At 46.8% G+C, this 15,369-nt stretch carries 18 protein-coding genes; 8 read left to right on the top strand and 10 right to left on the bottom strand.

Translation table 11 applies throughout. The features are described 5' to 3' along the window. Positions 1-9 precede the first annotated feature (9 nt). On the bottom strand, positions 10-918 hold the full coding sequence (locus tag KHO06_RS24830) for a DMT family transporter (RefSeq protein WP_212582783.1): 909 nt from the start codon (positions 916-918) through the stop codon (positions 10-12). A gap of 94 nt (positions 919-1,012) precedes the next feature. Between KHO06_RS24830 and KHO06_RS24825 the strand changes: the two genes are divergently transcribed. Both KHO06_RS24825 and KHO06_RS24820 read left to right on the top strand, forming a co-directional pair. Beyond that, positions 1,013-1,897, top strand: coding sequence for a LysR substrate-binding domain-containing protein (locus KHO06_RS24825; protein WP_005429498.1), 885 nt, complete (start codon positions 1,013-1,015; stop codon positions 1,895-1,897). Between the two features lie 76 nt (positions 1,898-1,973). Beyond that, on the top strand, positions 1,974-2,360 hold the full coding sequence (locus KHO06_RS24820; RefSeq protein ID WP_077262786.1) for a universal stress protein: 387 nt from the start codon (positions 1,974-1,976) through the stop codon (positions 2,358-2,360). A 69-nt stretch (positions 2,361-2,429) separates the two neighbouring features. Here the strand turns inward: KHO06_RS24820 and KHO06_RS24815 are convergent, their stop codons facing one another. Further along, positions 2,430-3,242, bottom strand: a complete 813-nt coding sequence (locus KHO06_RS24815; RefSeq protein ID WP_212582782.1) for a 5'-methylthioadenosine/S-adenosylhomocysteine nucleosidase — start codon at positions 3,240-3,242, stop codon at positions 2,430-2,432. A gap of 193 nt (positions 3,243-3,435) precedes the next feature. Then, complete coding sequence (locus KHO06_RS24810; RefSeq protein WP_012129984.1) at positions 3,436-3,945, bottom strand: copper resistance protein NlpE; 510 nt, start codon at positions 3,943-3,945, stop codon at positions 3,436-3,438. A gap of 199 nt (positions 3,946-4,144) precedes the next feature. Between KHO06_RS24810 and KHO06_RS24805 the strand changes: the two genes are divergently transcribed. Then, positions 4,145-4,375 (top strand): hypothetical protein, encoded by a 231-nt coding sequence (locus KHO06_RS24805; RefSeq protein ID WP_047476411.1) that lies wholly within the window; start codon positions 4,145-4,147, stop codon positions 4,373-4,375. Between the two features lie 76 nt (positions 4,376-4,451). Here KHO06_RS24805 and KHO06_RS24800 read toward each other — a convergent pair whose 3' ends face one another. The 3 genes from KHO06_RS24800 to KHO06_RS24790 all read right to left on the bottom strand — a co-directional run bounded on the left by KHO06_RS24800 (position 4,452) and on the right by KHO06_RS24790 (position 7,666). Next, positions 4,452-5,693 (bottom strand): glycine betaine/L-proline ABC transporter ATP-binding protein, encoded by a 1,242-nt coding sequence (locus KHO06_RS24800; RefSeq protein WP_005429507.1) that lies wholly within the window; start codon positions 5,691-5,693, stop codon positions 4,452-4,454. Beyond that, complete coding sequence (locus KHO06_RS24795; RefSeq protein WP_005429511.1) at positions 5,686-6,585, bottom strand: proline/glycine betaine ABC transporter permease; 900 nt, start codon at positions 6,583-6,585, stop codon at positions 5,686-5,688. The genes KHO06_RS24800 and KHO06_RS24795 overlap by 8 nt, the downstream gene beginning before the upstream one ends. Before the next feature lie 88 nt (positions 6,586-6,673). Then, a complete protein-coding gene (locus KHO06_RS24790) occupies positions 6,674-7,666 on the bottom strand; it encodes an ABC transporter substrate-binding protein (RefSeq protein WP_212582781.1) in 993 nt (330 codons plus the stop codon). Positions 7,667-8,006: 340 nt separating this feature from the next. Here KHO06_RS24790 and KHO06_RS24785 point away from each other — a divergent pair, with 340 nt between their 5' ends. The 4 genes from KHO06_RS24785 to KHO06_RS24770 all read left to right on the top strand — a co-directional run bounded on the left by KHO06_RS24785 (position 8,007) and on the right by KHO06_RS24770 (position 9,293). Next, the gene (locus tag KHO06_RS24785) at positions 8,007-8,297 is read left to right on the top strand and encodes a DUF134 domain-containing protein (RefSeq protein ID WP_038891747.1); all 291 of its coding nucleotides are present in this window, start codon (positions 8,007-8,009) and stop codon (positions 8,295-8,297) included. Next, a complete protein-coding gene (locus KHO06_RS24780; protein ID WP_122020351.1) occupies positions 8,294-8,791 on the top strand; it encodes a NifB/NifX family molybdenum-iron cluster-binding protein in 498 nt (165 codons plus the stop codon). Before KHO06_RS24785 ends, KHO06_RS24780 begins: the two co-directional genes overlap by 4 nt. Beyond that, on the top strand, positions 8,791-8,997 hold the full coding sequence (gene nqrM, locus KHO06_RS24775) for a (Na+)-NQR maturation NqrM (RefSeq protein WP_005429522.1): 207 nt from the start codon (positions 8,791-8,793) through the stop codon (positions 8,995-8,997). The genes KHO06_RS24780 and nqrM overlap by 1 nt, the downstream gene beginning before the upstream one ends. A 101-nt stretch (positions 8,998-9,098) precedes the next feature. Further along, on the top strand, positions 9,099-9,293 hold the full coding sequence (locus KHO06_RS24770) for a hypothetical protein (RefSeq protein WP_005429524.1): 195 nt from the start codon (positions 9,099-9,101) through the stop codon (positions 9,291-9,293). Positions 9,294-9,373: 80 nt separating this feature from the next. On the opposite strand, the gene fusA is transcribed toward KHO06_RS24770, so the two are convergent. The 4 genes from fusA to KHO06_RS24750 form a co-directional block, all read right to left on the bottom strand. Continuing rightward, positions 9,374-11,392, bottom strand: a complete 2,019-nt coding sequence (fusA, locus tag KHO06_RS24765; protein WP_212582780.1) for an elongation factor G — start codon at positions 11,390-11,392, stop codon at positions 9,374-9,376. A gap of 309 nt (positions 11,393-11,701) precedes the next feature. Continuing rightward, on the bottom strand, positions 11,702-12,688 hold the full coding sequence (gene dgcA, locus KHO06_RS24760; RefSeq protein WP_212582779.1) for an N-acetyl-D-Glu racemase DgcA: 987 nt from the start codon (positions 12,686-12,688) through the stop codon (positions 11,702-11,704). Between the two features lie 26 nt (positions 12,689-12,714). After that, positions 12,715-13,719 carry an N-acetyltransferase DgcN gene (gene dgcN / locus KHO06_RS24755; protein WP_212582778.1) on the bottom strand — a complete coding sequence of 335 codons (1,005 nt, stop codon included), beginning with the start codon at positions 13,717-13,719 and terminating at the stop codon, positions 12,715-12,717. A 119-nt stretch (positions 13,720-13,838) separates the two neighbouring features. Next, positions 13,839-14,723 carry a LysR family transcriptional regulator gene (locus tag KHO06_RS24750; RefSeq protein ID WP_212582777.1) on the bottom strand — a complete coding sequence of 295 codons (885 nt, stop codon included), beginning with the start codon at positions 14,721-14,723 and terminating at the stop codon, positions 13,839-13,841. 202 nt (positions 14,724-14,925) lie between these two features. On the opposite strand from KHO06_RS24750, the gene soxR reads away from it, so the two are divergent. Next, positions 14,926-15,363: a redox-sensitive transcriptional activator SoxR gene (gene soxR / locus KHO06_RS24745; RefSeq protein WP_038891738.1), complete on the top strand. Its 438-nt coding sequence runs from the start codon at positions 14,926-14,928 to the stop codon at positions 15,361-15,363. The last annotated feature ends 6 nt before the right edge of the window (positions 15,364-15,369 follow it).

Genomic DNA, 15,369 nt, shown 5'->3' with positions numbered 1-15,369 from the left:
CGGTGCCGTCTACGCCACAGGTGCTTGGTGGTGCTGTTGCTCTTCCGCGAGTTTTGCGGCTTGGGCTTGTTTTTGTTTGCGGCGTTCGCGCTTAGATAGCCAAACCAGAGGCACCACAATCATCACTGTGCCAATTGCCATAAAGATATCTGGCACTTCACCAAACCAAATCAAACCAACGATTACCGCGCCAATCAAGCCGCTATATTCTGCGCTGGCAATTTTGTTGCTATCGATAGAGCGATAAGCCAATACACAGGTTGCTGCATAAATCATGATGAACAAGCTCGAACCTGCCGCAATAGGGAAGGAACTCCAATCCCATGCTTCACCTTCAATAAACACCAACAACAATGATACCGGGATGCCGGCTAGGTTAGTCATCAACAGTGTGTGTGGGACAGATTGGTTTTTTGGCAGTTTGCGGATCAGCAGGTTGTTGATCGCCAATGTGACTGCGACAACCAATGCCGATAGTGCCGCCCAATCAATCTGATCGGGACGAATAATCACAAGCACGCCTGCAAAGCCCATCACTGCCGCCGCAATGGATTGACCGGAAAGCTTTTCTCCAAAGAAGATGGCCGCCAGTGGCAGCATGATCAAAGGCGCGGCATAGAAGATCGCGTTCGCGGTGGCGAGTGGCATCGACGAGATGGCAAACACCATGAAAATCGCGCCAGTTAACCAAACGTGCGCACGAACTACATGCCACTTGAAGCCTTCCATTAATGGGGCTTGTTTAGTGAGCAAATACACGGGTAGTAACATCATTACAGCTGACAATTGTCGGTAAAACACAAACTGAAAAACCGGCACTTCATTACCGACACTTTTGATCAAAGCGTCTGAGAGCACCGCAACTAGGTTACCAACGATTAATAGCAGCATGGCTGCACCGACAGATGTGACTTTCACTTTATTCCTCTCCTCATTCTTTGCCAAAGAGTAGGTGATGTCATAGGATGAAGTGAAATGATATTTATTAGTTTAAGTATGAGATTTTTAGATAATGAAACTACCACCTCTTAGAGCGGTCCACTGTTTCGAATCTGTTGCGCGCAATTTGAGCTTTTCCCTTGCAGCAGAAGAGCTCAACGTGACCCAAAGTGCGGTGAGCCATCAGATCCGTATATTAGAAGACTACCTTGGTGAAGCCTTGTTTATCCGTCAGGGGCGTAAGTTGTCACTCTCGGATACCGGCTTTCGTTATCTTGAAGATATCAGCCCTGCCATTAGTGCGATTGCGATGGCGAGTCAAAAGGTGCGTGAAGGAGAAAAGGGCAGTCTTCGGTTAGCGATTTACAGCTCGCTGGCGGTGAAATGGCTGATCCCAAGATTGGCAGACTTTAAGCGTCAGTACCCAGAAATCGATCTCTCGCTCAATATGGTCGCCGGAGATCCCGAACAAACCGACAGTGTTGGTGATTGCTTTATCACAGTGCAAAAGCCGAAGCGTAATTATATGGCAGTGCGCTTATATGATGAGGTTTTGTATCCAGTATGCAGCCTCAATATCTGGAAAGAAATCCAAGACCAACCTATGCCGAATGCGCTCTGGCACTATCCGATCCTTTCTACTGACTCTATCTATCGCGAACGAGGTAAAGATTGGGCAGAGTGGTGCAAAGCCGGTGGGTTTGAACTGCCAAAAGACATTGATATGCAGCACTTCAGTCACATGTTGCTTGCTATCGAAGCTGCTCGTTACGACCAAGGCATTACGTTTGCCAATGATTTCATGTTGAATGAACGAGATAAAGCTCAGGATTTGGTCTATATCCCTTCGCATGGACTGGAAACGGGAGACAGCTTCTACTTCGTACACAAGAAGAATCGTGCTCGTCAGCCTGAAATCATCAAGTTGACTAACTGGCTTAAACAACAGTGCTTGTAGTGTAATTGGAGTGATTGCTTCGCTGCTCTCCTTGTGGTGCTAGACTTAACTTAGGCAGGTCAGTTGGGAGAATATCATGAGCTACGCACACATTTTGGTGGCAGTAGATTTATCAGATTCGAGCCGAGCGGTAATCGAAAAAGCGATTGCGATGGCAAGAGATGCAAACAGTAAGGTGTCCTTTGTTTTCGTCGATCACGATAGAGTCGCGCTGGAATCGAAAGACGAGCAGAAGCTAATGCAAGAACTGCAAGTGCTAGCGGAACAGAGTGATTATCCAATTAGCGAAACCATGGTGGTCGTTGGGGATTTGCATATTAAGCTGGCTGGTGTTGCAAAGGAAAACGACATCGATTTGGTGGTTTGTGGACACCATCATAAGTTTATGAGTCGTCTGTTCTCTTCCATTCCTAAGCTCGCGAATGCTATTGAGGCAGACTTGCTCGTCGTATATTTGGACTGAGCCTTCACTCAAGAGCACAAACGATAAGGGAGGCTCTGTGAAGCCTCCCTTTGCGATCATAAAAAGCGATTATTGCTTTTTGATCAGCGTTTTAATCACATCAATCGTGTATAGCTGGCAATCGACAGCGGTTTGCGGATCGAAGTCTTGCTTATGTTGATCGGTGTTCGACAGGATACGGATGCCAACGAAAGGTACTTGGTAAGCTTGAGCAACCAATGCCGCTGATGACGTTTCCATCTCTTCAACAGACGTACCGTAGGTTTTATGGAACCAGTTGATGCGGTCTACTTCGCGGTTCCATTCGTCCGCTGAACCAATCAAGCCTTTCACAACTTTGCCTTTTTTGTATTCTTCAGACAAAGAAAGAGCAGTTTCAACCAATGCTGGATTCGCCTTGAATTGTTTGTGTTCAACAAACTCGCCGTTTTCACGTAGACGCATGGTTACGTCGAAGTTCTGCCACTTCGTTGGGTCGATGCCTTTGCCTTTTTCAGTAAACTCAGACTTGTAAGAGCCCATGTTGAAGCTGGCTTCACCCACGACAATGTCACCACGGTATAGCTCAGGATCGTGACCGCCCGATGTGCCTTGGTTGATGATGTACTTAGGATTGAAGTGTTCAATCGCAATCGTGGTAGAAGCGGCAGCGTTCGCTAAGCCAACCTCGGTACGAGACACGACAACTGGGTAGCCATCGATTTTACCTTGCCAGAAAGTCCAAGAACCAACGGTGGTTTCTTTCGCATCATCCAATGCTTCAACCAATGTACTGGTTTCAATATCCATTGCACCCTGAACAAGGATAGGTTGAGTTTGAGCGAAAACAGAGAAGGAAAGTACTGCAGGAACAAGTGCAGCGAAACGTTTAAAGATTTGCATACGACATACTTACAAATGAAAAAGATGGCGCAATCTATCAATGGCAATCGTTTGCGTCAATTGGTGCCGTTGTTATTTTTCTCAATAAGTGAAAATTCTTGATTGTCGTTCTAATTAACGAGAATGAAAAAATCCGAGCGGGGGAGGCTCGGATTGGGTCTTTATCAGGATGAGATGCAATCGCTATTCAGCATTAAGGCATTTTGCTTAGGTTGTAGAATGACGCTAGCTCGCCTGTTGCTTTTTCGCCGTTCATATCTAGCTTCATTAGCATGTTTTCACCAACGAAGTACTGGTTTGGACCAGACTCATCAACTAATGTGATGGTGTTGCCTGATTCGTTCCAAGTGAACTTACCTTCCGATTTGATTGGGTCGCCTTCTTTACCCTCGTACAGCTCTACCAATGAGTAAGTGCCGTCTTCGTTCAGGGTTAGCGTGGTATCGATACCCGCGCAATCAGCACAAGGAAGTTTGCCTTTGTAAATGCCGTTCCAATCCAGTGCATTTTGCGCGTTGTGACCAGAATCAACAAAAGTATCTGTGGTGATCACTTGCTCTTCTTCAATCGGTGTTGCATCAACGGTGGTTTCAACTTCTGTTGCTTGAGGAACCTCAACCGCAGTTGTCTCCGCGGGTTTCTCATCCTGACAGCCTGCTAAGATAACGACTGCACCAGTTAGTGCCAATAGTGTCTTTTTCATAATATTCCTCTCTAAATCAACGAGTTGATATACCAAAATAATCTCGTTGCTTGTATGCTAAGGTCACTTGGGTATACCGTGATAATAATAGACCTGTTTCCTAAACCTGCGTCAGAACAAAGCAAACCATTGAACAGCCTTTGTAAGAAAAACTCTTTAACGTCAGTGGTTTGAAAATAAAAAGGAATAGGAAAAGAAAATGGAAGAATTAGTCATAGGTGCGCTTAGGATATTGGGAGCACTTATTCGTTGGTTGTTGATCGAACTTTGTTTAGACAGGGTTGCTTATAGTATCGGTTACGCGGGATTGTATATTCTGACGTTAGGTAAAAGGCCGCACCGTCCCGTCTCGACAGAAATGCAGGGACGGATTGTTCTGCTTGGTATCGTGTTGAGTCTGCTAATCTTTGCACTGCTTATATGGCTGTAGCGATAGCGATAACACCAATAGTAAAGAGACAACAAAGCAAACAAAAAGGCTCATCCGACGATGAGCCTTTACTGTATTAAGATGCCTTATCCATTACTGGAGGCGTTTTGACCTCCTTTGGCGGCGACGCCTCTTCGGTATTATCAGTAAAGATTTCAGCCACGGCGCTACGTTCTAGTTCACCTTGCAGATTACCTTCGTCATCCACAACCGGCAGTGAGTAGTCACAAGACATGGTGTCTGGTAGCACTTCTTCAATTACGGAATCAGGAGAGACAACAGGCACTTCTTCGTAGATTTCTTCTGCCAGCTCTTGCGCGGCATCCGTCTTCGCGGCGTCTAGCAAGCTTTCTTTGGTAACGACTCCTTGATAGCCTTCATCGGTCACGTGGTACGCGTAGTCTTGTTTCACGCGTTTCATCTCGACAAGGGCTTCTTCGATAGTCGTAGCTGCAATACGATATGCTGGTGGCTGCATTACGGTTTCTACCGTAAGCGCTCTAGCTCGGTTTACGTCCTTAACGAAGGCTTCTACATATTCATCGGCAGGGTGGAGCAGAATCTCGTCTGGAGAACCTTGCTGTACTAACTCGCCATCTTTCAAAATAGCGATACGGTCACCTAAGCGAAGCGCTTCGTCCAAATCGTGAGTGATAAAGATAATGGTCTTATGTAGCTTCTCTTGCAGTTCAATCAGCTGATCTTGCATCTCGCTCCGGATCAGTGGGTCGAGTGCCGAGAATGCTTCATCCATCAATAGGATCTCAGCGTCAGTCGCCAGCGCGCGAGCTAAACCAACGCGTTGTTGTTGGCCGCCAGAAAGCTGAGCAGGGTATTGGTTCTCGTAACCTTTAAGGCCGACTGTCTCCAACCATTCGTTGGCTTTCGCAATGCGTGCTTCTTTCTTGATGCCTTGGATTTCCAGGCCGTAAGCGACGTTGTCAACCACAGTGCGATGAGGCAAAAGGCCAAAGCGTTGAAATACCATCGACATTTTATGGCGACGAAACTCTTCCAACTCTTTTGAAGACAGCTGCATCACGTCGACGCCTTCAACCAAAATTTGTCCCATGGTCGGGTCAATTAAACGGTTAAAGTGACGAATCATGGTCGACTTACCAGAGCCAGATAGACCCATGATAACGAAGATCTCACCTTTGTTAATTTGCAGGTTGATGTCTTTTAAACCGACGGTATGACCTGTATCAGCCAGAATTTGGTCTTTGCTCTGACCTTGTTTTACTCGCTCAATCACTGTTTTTGGCTTTGGTCCGAAGATCTTGTACAGCCCGCTGATTTCAATAAGTGGCTTAGTCATGTTTCAGATCTCCTAAGTGTGCTTGGGTTCGCTTCGCGTAAGCTTGCGACGCACGGTCAAACAAAATCGCCAGTGCCACAATCGCTAGGCCATTAAGCAGACCAAGAGTGAAGTACTGGTTGGTGATTGATTTCAATACTGGCTGACCTAAGCCTTTAACCCCAATCATAGAAGCGATAACAACCATAGAAAGCGCCATCATGATGGTTTGGTTGATACCAGCCATAATAGTTGGCATTGCCAAAGGTAATTGTACGCCGACTAAGCGTTGCTTGTTACTTGCACCAAAGGCGGTGGCGGCTTCAAGTACTTCTTTGTCTACGAGTCGGATGCCTAAGTTGGTCAAACGAATCACTGGTGGGATTGCGTAGATCACAACCGCAATCAAGCCAGGGATCTTACCGATACCAAGGAGCATCACGACAGGAATCAGATAAACGAATGCGGGCATGGTTTGCATCACATCGAGCAGTGGTGTTACGACAGATTGCACGCGATTGGAGCGCGCCATGGCAATACCAATTGGAATGCCGAGCGCAATAGCGAGCATGGTACAAACCGTGATGATGCTGAGCGTCCGCATCGTGTCTTCCCACATGCCAAAGTACCCAATCAGTATCAATGACACGAAGCACGCGACAGCCAGTTTCCATGAGCGACTAGCGGCATAAACCAATGCAGTACACACACCAAGAATGATCATCCATGGTGTAGAAATGAGGAGTTTTTCGAACCAAACGAGAAATGAGAGAAGAGGGTCGAAGAATGATTCAATAAGGTCGCCATATTCGCGAGAGAAATCGCGGTAGGCTCCATCTAAGGTTTTGCGGATGGCTCTGAGATCTGAGCGATCCATTTCTGGGAATTCGCTAAGCCAATTCGAGTCAGACATGTTTACTTCCTTTTCTTGCCGAGACTCAAGCGAGCCTCGGCATACAACAATTTTGGTATTCCTATACCATTTACGAAACGTCTAAGTCTTACAGTGCACCTTGCACTTTTTTAGCTATGTCTTGTGGAACCCATGCGTTCCAGATCTGCGGGTAATTTTCTAGGAAATGGAACATGGTTTCTTCACCGTCTGCTTGGTTGTCTTCCATCCAAGCTAATAGCTGGTTCATGTCCGCATTGGTGAAGCCACGCTTAGTGAAGTAGTCGTAAGCAGCTGGAGAGCGTGAAGCAAACTCCTCAGTCGTAATGGTATGAACTGGTGAAGGTGGGTACATGGTTGCTTTTGGATTTTCACAGTCTGTTTGTGTTGTACAGCTGACGAACTCTTTCTCATCAACGCCGCTACCAAAATCCACTTTTACCATGTCGTATTTACCAAGAACCGCAGTAGGTGCCCAGTAGTAACCGAACCACGCTTCTTCACGCTCGTAGGCTTTTGCAATTGAGCCAGACAGACCAGCACTTGAACCTGGGTCGATGATGTCGAAGCCTGCGTCAGCAAGATTCATCGCTTTGAAAAGATTGCCGGCGCTAATTTGACAGTTCCAACCGGCAGGACAGCTGTAAAATGCTGATTTTGCTTTGTCTTCAGGATGAGAGAATAACTTCGCGTGCTTTTTCACACCTTCGATGGTTTTCATTTCAGGGTATTGCTTAACAAGGTAGGCAGGGATCCAGAATCCTTCTTCACCACCATCGACGAGCGCTTTACCTGCATAGCGTAGGCGTTTTTCTTCGACACCTTTGTCTAGCGCGTCTTTAAGGCTGTTACTCCACAGTTCAGGTGCCACATCAGGCTGTCCTTTTTCAATCATTGATGTGCCTGTCGGCATGGTGTCGCCAGGGATGAGTTCGGCATCACAGCCGTAGCCGTGCTCAAGAATAAAACGGTCCACATTGGCAATCAGTGTTGCAGAGTTCCAGTTCATATCTGCAATGGTAACCGTTCCACACTCACTTGCGTTTGCGTTGGTTGCTGCTAGCGCACCAATCGCTAGTAGTAAGGGAGTTTTGTACGTCATATTGAGTTTCCTTTCTCTAAATAGCTCACTTAGGGTAACGAATTAATCATTAGTGTTCAAACCAATGTGTTGGGTGAATTATAGCTTTATTTGTTAACAATCGTGAAAACGAAGGCGAATTTTTGATGAAAATAGCCTCATAAATGAGAGGTTTTTTATCGACTCATGTCAATGAATCGTATGGTAGTTTGTATGCGCCATTGCATTATTGTTAGATGTCTAACGAATATTCGCTGTTGATGAGATTTTTGCAAACTAAGATATTGGCATATGCTAGAAACTTTAATTGGCATATGCCATTAACGGGCGTAAGGTGAAGGTGTTTTGTAGAGAGGATGTGATGGCGAGACCAAAAATAGAAAGACGTATATGTGGACGTGCAGCGCACCATTGTTTTAAGCCCAATGGCGTACCGTTTTATGATCTAGAGAAGGTCAACATATTGCCAGAAGAATTAGAAGCATTGCGATTGGCCGATCTGGAAGGATTGAGCCAGCAGCAAGCTGCCGACCAAATGGGAGTCTCTCGCCAGACCTTTGGTAATACGGTTAAAAGCGCGCGTTTTAAAGTCGCGAAAAGCCTAGTTGAGGGTCATGCACTTGTTTTTCCTGACCAGGAGTCAAACTCATGATTTACGCTATTCCGAATGACGGCGAACGCGTCGCCAATCATTTTGTTAAAGCCCCATACATTGCGATTTATTCCGATACGGAAGGGCTGTTGAAAAACCTAGCTAATATTGCTTCTATGCCACAAGCTGGCTGTAAAGCAAAATCTCAACTTATTCAATCTTTGCAAGAATATCAGGTGGATGCGGTGCTGGTTCGTAATATTGGTGAACGTGCGCTTGGTAAGCTTTTGAGCAGTGGTAAGCAAGTCTTCAAGCTATCAACTCGCAGCTCACTGGATGATGTGATGGGTGTACCTCGCTCACCATTAACAGTTGCGACGCAAGGTCGCCCTTCGACCAATCATGCCAAAAAAGGTGGTTGCGGTGGCTGTGTTAGCAAAAAAGCGCCGTCGCTATTGATCAATCCTCAATCTCAATCAAAAAACACACTCATGACGTTGCGCCCGACTAAACTTAAAGCATTGGTTTCTTCTTACGTGAAAGAGGTGAAGTAATGGTTTGGTTGTTCACTTTTCTGGGGTTCTTAGCCATCATTTTGTTGATGTCACTGGGCGTGATCTTTCACAATAAACGCATTCAAGGCAGTTGCGGTGGCTTGAATAACGTTGGCGTTGACAAAGTGTGTAACTGCGAGACCACTTGTACAGAGAACGAACGCCGCCTTTATCAGATCCAAGAGCCAAGTTCGAAAGTTCAATAGACCCTAATATTGTCTAGAAGATCAAATTTTTAATGGTGAGTTTTTGCGCATTTTTTGTTCGCTTCTACGCTTAAGATTCGTCTTAATAAAGGAGAACCAAAATGGCATTTATGAAGCAGGATATCCCAAACCGTGTAACGGTGTACCATGACAATGTCGATCAGGAACAAGAACTAAAGAATGCGATGTTGCCAGAGAAGCCACGCTATTTTAACGGTTCTCCTACCTATAAAGCCGACAGTGTAGAGCAGTTCCAAACCAAACTGGACCAGATTGGTATGTCGTTAGACAAATAGACCTCAACTGAATACAACAACGCCCTCAAGTTTCGAGGGCGTTTTTTTGTTGGTGAAGTTAATTGTGTTAAGTCTTAGCTTTACTGTGTCGCTTCGTTGCAGACCTGTTTTTGTACTGCTGGTGGCGCTGGTTCGTAATGGCTGAGCGTCATGTTAAAACTGCCTTCACCGCCAGTAATTGAGCGCAGACGACGAGCATAATCTTGCAACTCGTTGACCGGAGACTTGGCTCTTAACATAGTGAAGTTCGCGTCGATAGGCTCAGTACCTTCAATCAGCCCGCGATTACCGGATAAGTCGCCGGATACATCACCCACATTCGCGGTTGGAATATGAAGCTCCATTTGCACAATCGGTTCGAGCACAATCGGGTCTGCATTGTTGATCGCATCTAAGAAGGCTTTCTTACCTGCGATGACAAACGCGATTTCTTTCGAGTCAACCGAGTGGTATTTACCATCGTAAACGGTCACTTCGACATCTTTGATTGGGTTACCAGAAATCGCTCCTTCTTCTAGTGCTTGAACAATGCCTTTTTCCACCGCTGGGATGAGCGCGGTAGGAATGGCACCGCCGACCACTTTATTGATGAACTTGAAGCCCGCGCCGCGTTCGAGTGGGCGTACTTTTAGTTGCACCTCACCAAATTGACCCGCGCCGCCGCTCTGTTTCTTATGACGATAATGACCTTCTGCTGGCTTGGTTATGGTCTCAAAGTATTCGACGCTTGGTTGGCTGGTTTCCACTTCCAATTTGTAAACAGAAGACATTTTCTCAAGCGCTACTTTGAGGTGGAATTCACCCTGACCACTGATGATGGTTTCATTAGTGCGCGCGCGATGTTCGATTCGAAGAGAAGGGTCTTCACTGGCGATTTTATTCAGCACATCCCCAAGCTTTTGTTCGTCGCCACGTTTAACAGGTTTGAGGCACAGTGAGTACATCGAGTCAGGGAAGTTGAGGGTTTTGAGTTGCACGCCATCTTCTTCATGAGAGTCATGGACAATGGAATCAAATTCCAACTCATCCACTTTGGCGAGCACGCAGAAATCGCCGGCAAGCGCCCTTGGGATCTCCGTTCTGTCTTTGCCTTGTAACTGGTAAAGATGACCGACTTTAAATGCTTTGTTGCTTTCGCCAATGTAGAGTTGACTGCCTGCGTTGATTTCACCTTGGTAAACACGCAAGTAGGCAAGTTTGCCCATGTAAGGATCAACGCTGATCTTGTACACATGCGCTACGCTGTGCTCAAGTGCTTCACAGTTTACTTTGACCTTTTTACCGTTTTTCTCCAGCAGCGGTGGGTTGCCCTCATTTGGCATCGGCATGATTTCCGCAAGAGTTCTCAGCAGCAGTTCTACCCCTGCGCCCGTTTCGGATGACACAAAGCAGATTGGAATCACGTGTCCGGTTCTCAATGCTTCTTCAAATGGATCATGCAGTTGTTCCGCTGTCAGTTCTGAGCCTTGTTCGAGATACAGTTCCATCAACTCTTCATCGACTTCAATCACTTGGTCTATCAAGGTTTCATGGGCTTCTTCGACTTTGGCGAGCAGGGTCTCGCGTTCGATCTCTGGTTCGAAATAGCAATCCACGACCGATTGAGCATCGGCTGAAGGTAAGTTGATTGGTAAGCAGTTGTCACCGAAGTGTTCGATGATGTTTTCCATCACTGCTTCAAGTTGGTTACCGTGATTGTCGAGCTTGTTGATGATGATCATCTGGCACTTTTGCTGCTCTTTAGCAAAGGCGAACAAGCGGTCAGACGTTTGGTTGATGGGCATTTGTGGGTCGATGATCAACGCGGAAGTTTCAACGGCAGGGAACACGCTGAGTGTGCGTCCGAGTAATTCACTTTGTCCGGGAGTGTCGATGATATTGAGGCGGTGTTTGTTCCAACTTAGGGCGACTGGTGTGGCTTCGATACTGTGTTGATATTGGATGGATTGTTGGTCGAAATCGGTCACCGTATCGCCTTTTTCCACACAACCTAAATGGTTGGTAGCTTGGCAGGTGTAGAGCAGTTTTTCTATCAGTGTGGTTTTGCCGGTACCCGTTTGACCGACAAAGGCGACGTTGCGGATCTTATTGATAGGCATAGAGCCTCCTTGCAAATGACGTGCGAAACCGAGTGAGCCTTTAGCGGCCAATCAACGGTTCCAAAGCAAACCTGATATCAGGCACGAACTGCATTGGAGTAGGGCGGGTTTACCGCCTTTTCGTCTTCCATGTCATTTTTCGGATGACTCTATACATACAACCACCACCTTGCTGAAAAAGCGCATTAGAGGTTACTACGGTATTAGCATGCCGTAATAACCCCGTAATTTATGTGACTTATTTCATCCTGACGGTGATTGTTTTTTAATCTAGGTCATGAAATGGGTGATGGGGTGATCACTGATCCTTTACAGGACGATTTCACCTTCTCGATATACCAAAGCAGGCTCAACATCCTGACCCAGTAAAACCGGACCATCTAAGTCGACCACTTTCGATTGGACAGCGATAGGTAGCGCTGCACGCATCGCCAGTGAAGTGCCTAACATGCAACCAGACATCAAGGTAAAGCCAAGGCGTTTCGCTTCTTCTGCAAGCAGAAGGGCTTCGGTTAGACCACCTGTCTTGTCGAGCTTGATATTAACCATTTCGTATTTGCCTACCAATTCATGCAATTGTTGGCGCGTATGGCAACTTTCATCGGCACAAAGTGGAATAGGGTGCGAAATGTCTTTTAGCTTGTCATCGTCATTCGATGGCAAAGGCTGCTCAATCATCGCAATATTCAGCGGCGCTAGCGCGGCAAAGGTGGCGTCTAAATCCAGTTCTTGCCATGCTTCGTTCGCATCCAGCACGATCATCGCATCGCCTGCCGTTTCACGAACTGCGCGAACACGTTCAATCACTTGTTCGCCATCGAGCTTCACTTTAAGTAGTTTTGCGCCTTGTTCGATGTAACTACGGGTCTGGTTTGCCATCGCCTCTGGTGTGTTAATCGACACAGTCATCGCAGTGACAATCGATGCAGGCAGTTCAAATAAATCTTGAGTGTGTTGCTTGCCCGCTAGCTTCGCTTGTAAGTTCCACATCGCGCAGTCGAGTGCATTACGTGCCGCGCCGCCAGGGAGAAGGGTTTGCAGCTTTTCTCTGAGGGAGACTATGTTTGCGTCACCTTTGGCAAACAAACTTTGCAGTTCATGAGCGGCTTGAGAAATGGCTTTGATCACCGATTCCACCGACTCGCCGTAACGGGGATAAGGCGTACATTCACCTTGGGCACTGATGCCACTCTGCTCTATGGTTACTCGCACCACGTGGCATTCGGTTCTGCTGCCACGGGAGATACGGAAAGGTGTCGCCATCGCAATGGTGACGGGCTCTACATGAATTTTCATCGCGTCTACAATCCTTAAATCGCAACTTAAATCGCAATAATCTTTTGAGTAATTTGCTCTACGCCAAAACGCACAGGATCGGTGACAGGTACTTGGTATTTCTCCGTCCAGTCTTGGCAAAGCTGTGCGGCATCATCTTCACTGATTGCAGAAGTATTCAAGCAGATTCCGACAAGACGTGTGTCAGAGTTTGTTAAACGTGCTGCTTGTAAATTCGCTTCGATGGTTTGCTCAATCGTTGGCAACCTAGCATGAGGAAGGTTGCGAATGTGTGGGCGACCGATCTCGTGACACAATACCAAAGCGTCTGCTTGTGCACCGTGAAGCAAGCCTAAACTCACGCCAGCAAAAGAGGGATTGAACAGTGAACCTTGCCCTTCAATGATGTCCCATTCGTGGTCAGTAAACTCAGGGCTAATGGCTTCCACTGCACCAGAGATAAAGTCCGCGACAACCGCATCAATCGAAATACCACTGCCCGCGACTAAGATGCCCGTTTGACCTGTGGCTTTGAACTCAGCTTTACAACCAGCTTGCTGCAAGGCTTTCTCAATCGCGAGGGCCGAGAACATTTTTCCAACCGAGCAATCGGTGCCAACCGTTAGCAAGCGTTTACCCGAGCGCGTTTTACCATTGCCCACTTTCAGTGATTCATCGTAATGGCGTACATCGTGCAACTTGGTTAAGCCACGTTGCTGTAAGTCGTTCAAAGGCGCAAATTCAGAAAGACGTTGATGCATACCCGAGGCAATTTCAAAACCCATTTCCGCCGCTTCCAGTAACGTCGCCTGCCATGATTCAGGAATAACACCACCAGGGTTTGCGGTACCGATGACAAGCGTTTTTGCGCCTTGCTGCTGAGCTTGTTGCAGCGTCATGTCGGTTAAACCTAATGAAACGGTTTCTGACGTAAGACGAAGCTGACCTAAACAAATCTCTGCGCGCCATTGATGGATACCGCGTGCAGTTTTTGCGGCTAATGGATCGGTGACGTCGCCAAGAAAAAGTAGGTATGGTTGAGCAATTTTCATGATGGTTCCCTCTGTCATTCGTACGTTTTCAGACAATGTAGTCAGTTTGAAGAGGGAAGCCGAATGCCTATTTGTTGTGCGCCTATAACTTGAGGTTATAGGTGAGTATGAGTGCTAACTTACTGATTAACATGCTGCTTTAACGACTCAATAAAAAGCTTGGTCGATATAGATTGCGGCGAGTGTTCTGCAAACATGATAGAGATAGAAAATGACAGCGCCGGAGAAAGTGAGCGCACGCTTACTGATTCGTCATCTTGATACTGTTTTGCTGTCCATGGGTCGACAATCGCAAACCCGGCATGATGCTTGACTAGCTCGGCGGCAGCGGCGTAACTGCGTACTGTGATCGCATGGTGATAATGTTCATCACGCGCAGAGAGTGTTTGATGAAGCAATAAACCGAGTGGGTCACGGCTGTCCAAGCCGATGATTGGCAATTCGTGCTGAATCAAATCATCAAACGATACCGAGTCGTCAGTTGAACTGAGCGCTTTTTTTGGTGCAATCAGAACAAGTTGTTGCTTGAGTAACACCTCACTCAAAATCGCGGGTGGCGCTTCTTCACCAAAGGCAATCGCCACATCTAGTTCGTGTTTAAGTAAGCCTGAACACAGCTCATCACGGTTTGCGGTTAATAGCTCAAATGAGATGCCTTGTTGCTTCGACAGCGCAGCAACCGTTGGAGCAAGCAGTTGGGAAGCTAAGACAGGCGGCGCTCCGACTCTCAAGTGCTGAGTGCCTTGCTTCACCTTATTGGTGAGGGAGCGAAATTGCCCAAGCTGTTGGTAGACTTTCTCGGCTTCTGGCAGTAGGGCTTTGGCTTCTTGGGTCGGTACTAAGCGGCCTTTAACACGCTCAAACAGGGCAAAGCTAAGTTGTTGTTCCGTGTGGGCAAGTACCCGAGTGACATTAGGCTGAGATACATGCAATAGGCGCGCGGCACCAGACACGGTTCCGGTTTGCATGATGGCGTAAAAGACTTCCAATTGTCTTAAATTCACTGCGGTTTCCTTTGCGGTTATCGAGCAAGATAAGTTTCCCTAATTTACTTCATTCCTGTCTCTAACTCTATGTTGTCGTTTTGATGGAGTTTTCACTGTGCATTATTTTCATCGTTTTTGCGTTCCTGATTTGTTAACGTAGTGTTGCTTTTAAACCTCAAGTAAACTTGAGGTGAGACGTTTATTGAACAAGAGGATAGAGATGGAAATCAGCGTAGGCGAAGTGGCGAAGCGTTCAGGGGTCAAGGTGTCCGCATTGCATTTTTACGAGCAAAAGGGATTGATTTCGAGCTGGCGAAATCAAGGTAATCAGCGTCGTTATCATCGCAGCGTGCTTCGTCGCGTGGCGGTCATCAAAGCTGCGCAGCAAGTTGGATTGTCATTAGAAGAGATAAAACAGGCACTGGAAGAGTTGCCCAAGCACCAAGCCCCAAATAAGGAACAGTGGGAAACCATGGCTAGTCATTGGCATGAGCAGTTAGAGCAGAAAATTCAGAAACTCAAAGCATTACAAAGTGATTTGGGGGGCTGTATTGGTTGCGGCTGCTTGTCGCTAGAAACCTGTGCATTAAGAAACCCAGAAGATGTACTGGGTAAAGAGCACGCAGGGTCAAACCTAACACTAGACGAAGAAGGTTGAGTCCTT

The sequence above is a fragment of the Vibrio sp. B1FIG11 genome, assembly GCF_905175335.1.
Classification (GTDB): Bacteria; Pseudomonadota; Gammaproteobacteria; order Enterobacterales; family Vibrionaceae; genus Vibrio; species Vibrio campbellii.
The sequence above is the reverse complement of the archived record's forward strand: the minus strand, read 5'-3'. Positions and strand labels throughout refer to the sequence as shown.

What these genes read in the sequence shown, in the direction of transcription:
- KHO06_RS24825 (WP_005429498.1), top strand. Translation starts at nt 1,013, where the DNA reads ATGAAACTACCACCTCTTAGAGCGGTCCACTGTTTCGAATCTGTTGCG.
- KHO06_RS24820 (WP_077262786.1), top strand. Translation starts at nt 1,974, where the DNA reads ATGAGCTACGCACACATTTTGGTGGCAGTAGATTTATCAGATTCGAGC.
- KHO06_RS24815 (WP_212582782.1), bottom strand. Translation starts at nt 3,242, where the DNA reads ATGCAAATCTTTAAACGTTTCGCTGCACTTGTTCCTGCAGTACTTTCC.
- KHO06_RS24810 (WP_012129984.1), bottom strand. Translation starts at nt 3,945, where the DNA reads ATGAAAAAGACACTATTGGCACTAACTGGTGCAGTCGTTATCTTAGCA.
- KHO06_RS24805 (WP_047476411.1), top strand. Translation starts at nt 4,145, where the DNA reads ATGGAAGAATTAGTCATAGGTGCGCTTAGGATATTGGGAGCACTTATT.
- KHO06_RS24800 (WP_005429507.1), bottom strand. Translation starts at nt 5,693, where the DNA reads ATGACTAAGCCACTTATTGAAATCAGCGGGCTGTACAAGATCTTCGGA.
- KHO06_RS24795 (WP_005429511.1), bottom strand. Translation starts at nt 6,585, where the DNA reads ATGTCTGACTCGAATTGGCTTAGCGAATTCCCAGAAATGGATCGCTCA.
- KHO06_RS24790 (WP_212582781.1), bottom strand. Translation starts at nt 7,666, where the DNA reads ATGACGTACAAAACTCCCTTACTACTAGCGATTGGTGCGCTAGCAGCA.
- KHO06_RS24785 (WP_038891747.1), top strand. Translation starts at nt 8,007, where the DNA reads ATGGCGAGACCAAAAATAGAAAGACGTATATGTGGACGTGCAGCGCAC.
- KHO06_RS24780 (WP_122020351.1), top strand. Translation starts at nt 8,294, where the DNA reads ATGATTTACGCTATTCCGAATGACGGCGAACGCGTCGCCAATCATTTT.
- nqrM (WP_005429522.1), top strand. Translation starts at nt 8,791, where the DNA reads ATGGTTTGGTTGTTCACTTTTCTGGGGTTCTTAGCCATCATTTTGTTG.
- KHO06_RS24770 (WP_005429524.1), top strand. Translation starts at nt 9,099, where the DNA reads ATGGCATTTATGAAGCAGGATATCCCAAACCGTGTAACGGTGTACCAT.
- fusA (WP_212582780.1), bottom strand. Translation starts at nt 11,392, where the DNA reads ATGCCTATCAATAAGATCCGCAACGTCGCCTTTGTCGGTCAAACGGGT.
- dgcA (WP_212582779.1), bottom strand. Translation starts at nt 12,688, where the DNA reads ATGAAAATTCATGTAGAGCCCGTCACCATTGCGATGGCGACACCTTTC.
- dgcN (WP_212582778.1), bottom strand. Translation starts at nt 13,719, where the DNA reads ATGAAAATTGCTCAACCATACCTACTTTTTCTTGGCGACGTCACCGAT.
- soxR (WP_038891738.1), top strand. Translation starts at nt 14,926, where the DNA reads ATGGAAATCAGCGTAGGCGAAGTGGCGAAGCGTTCAGGGGTCAAGGTG.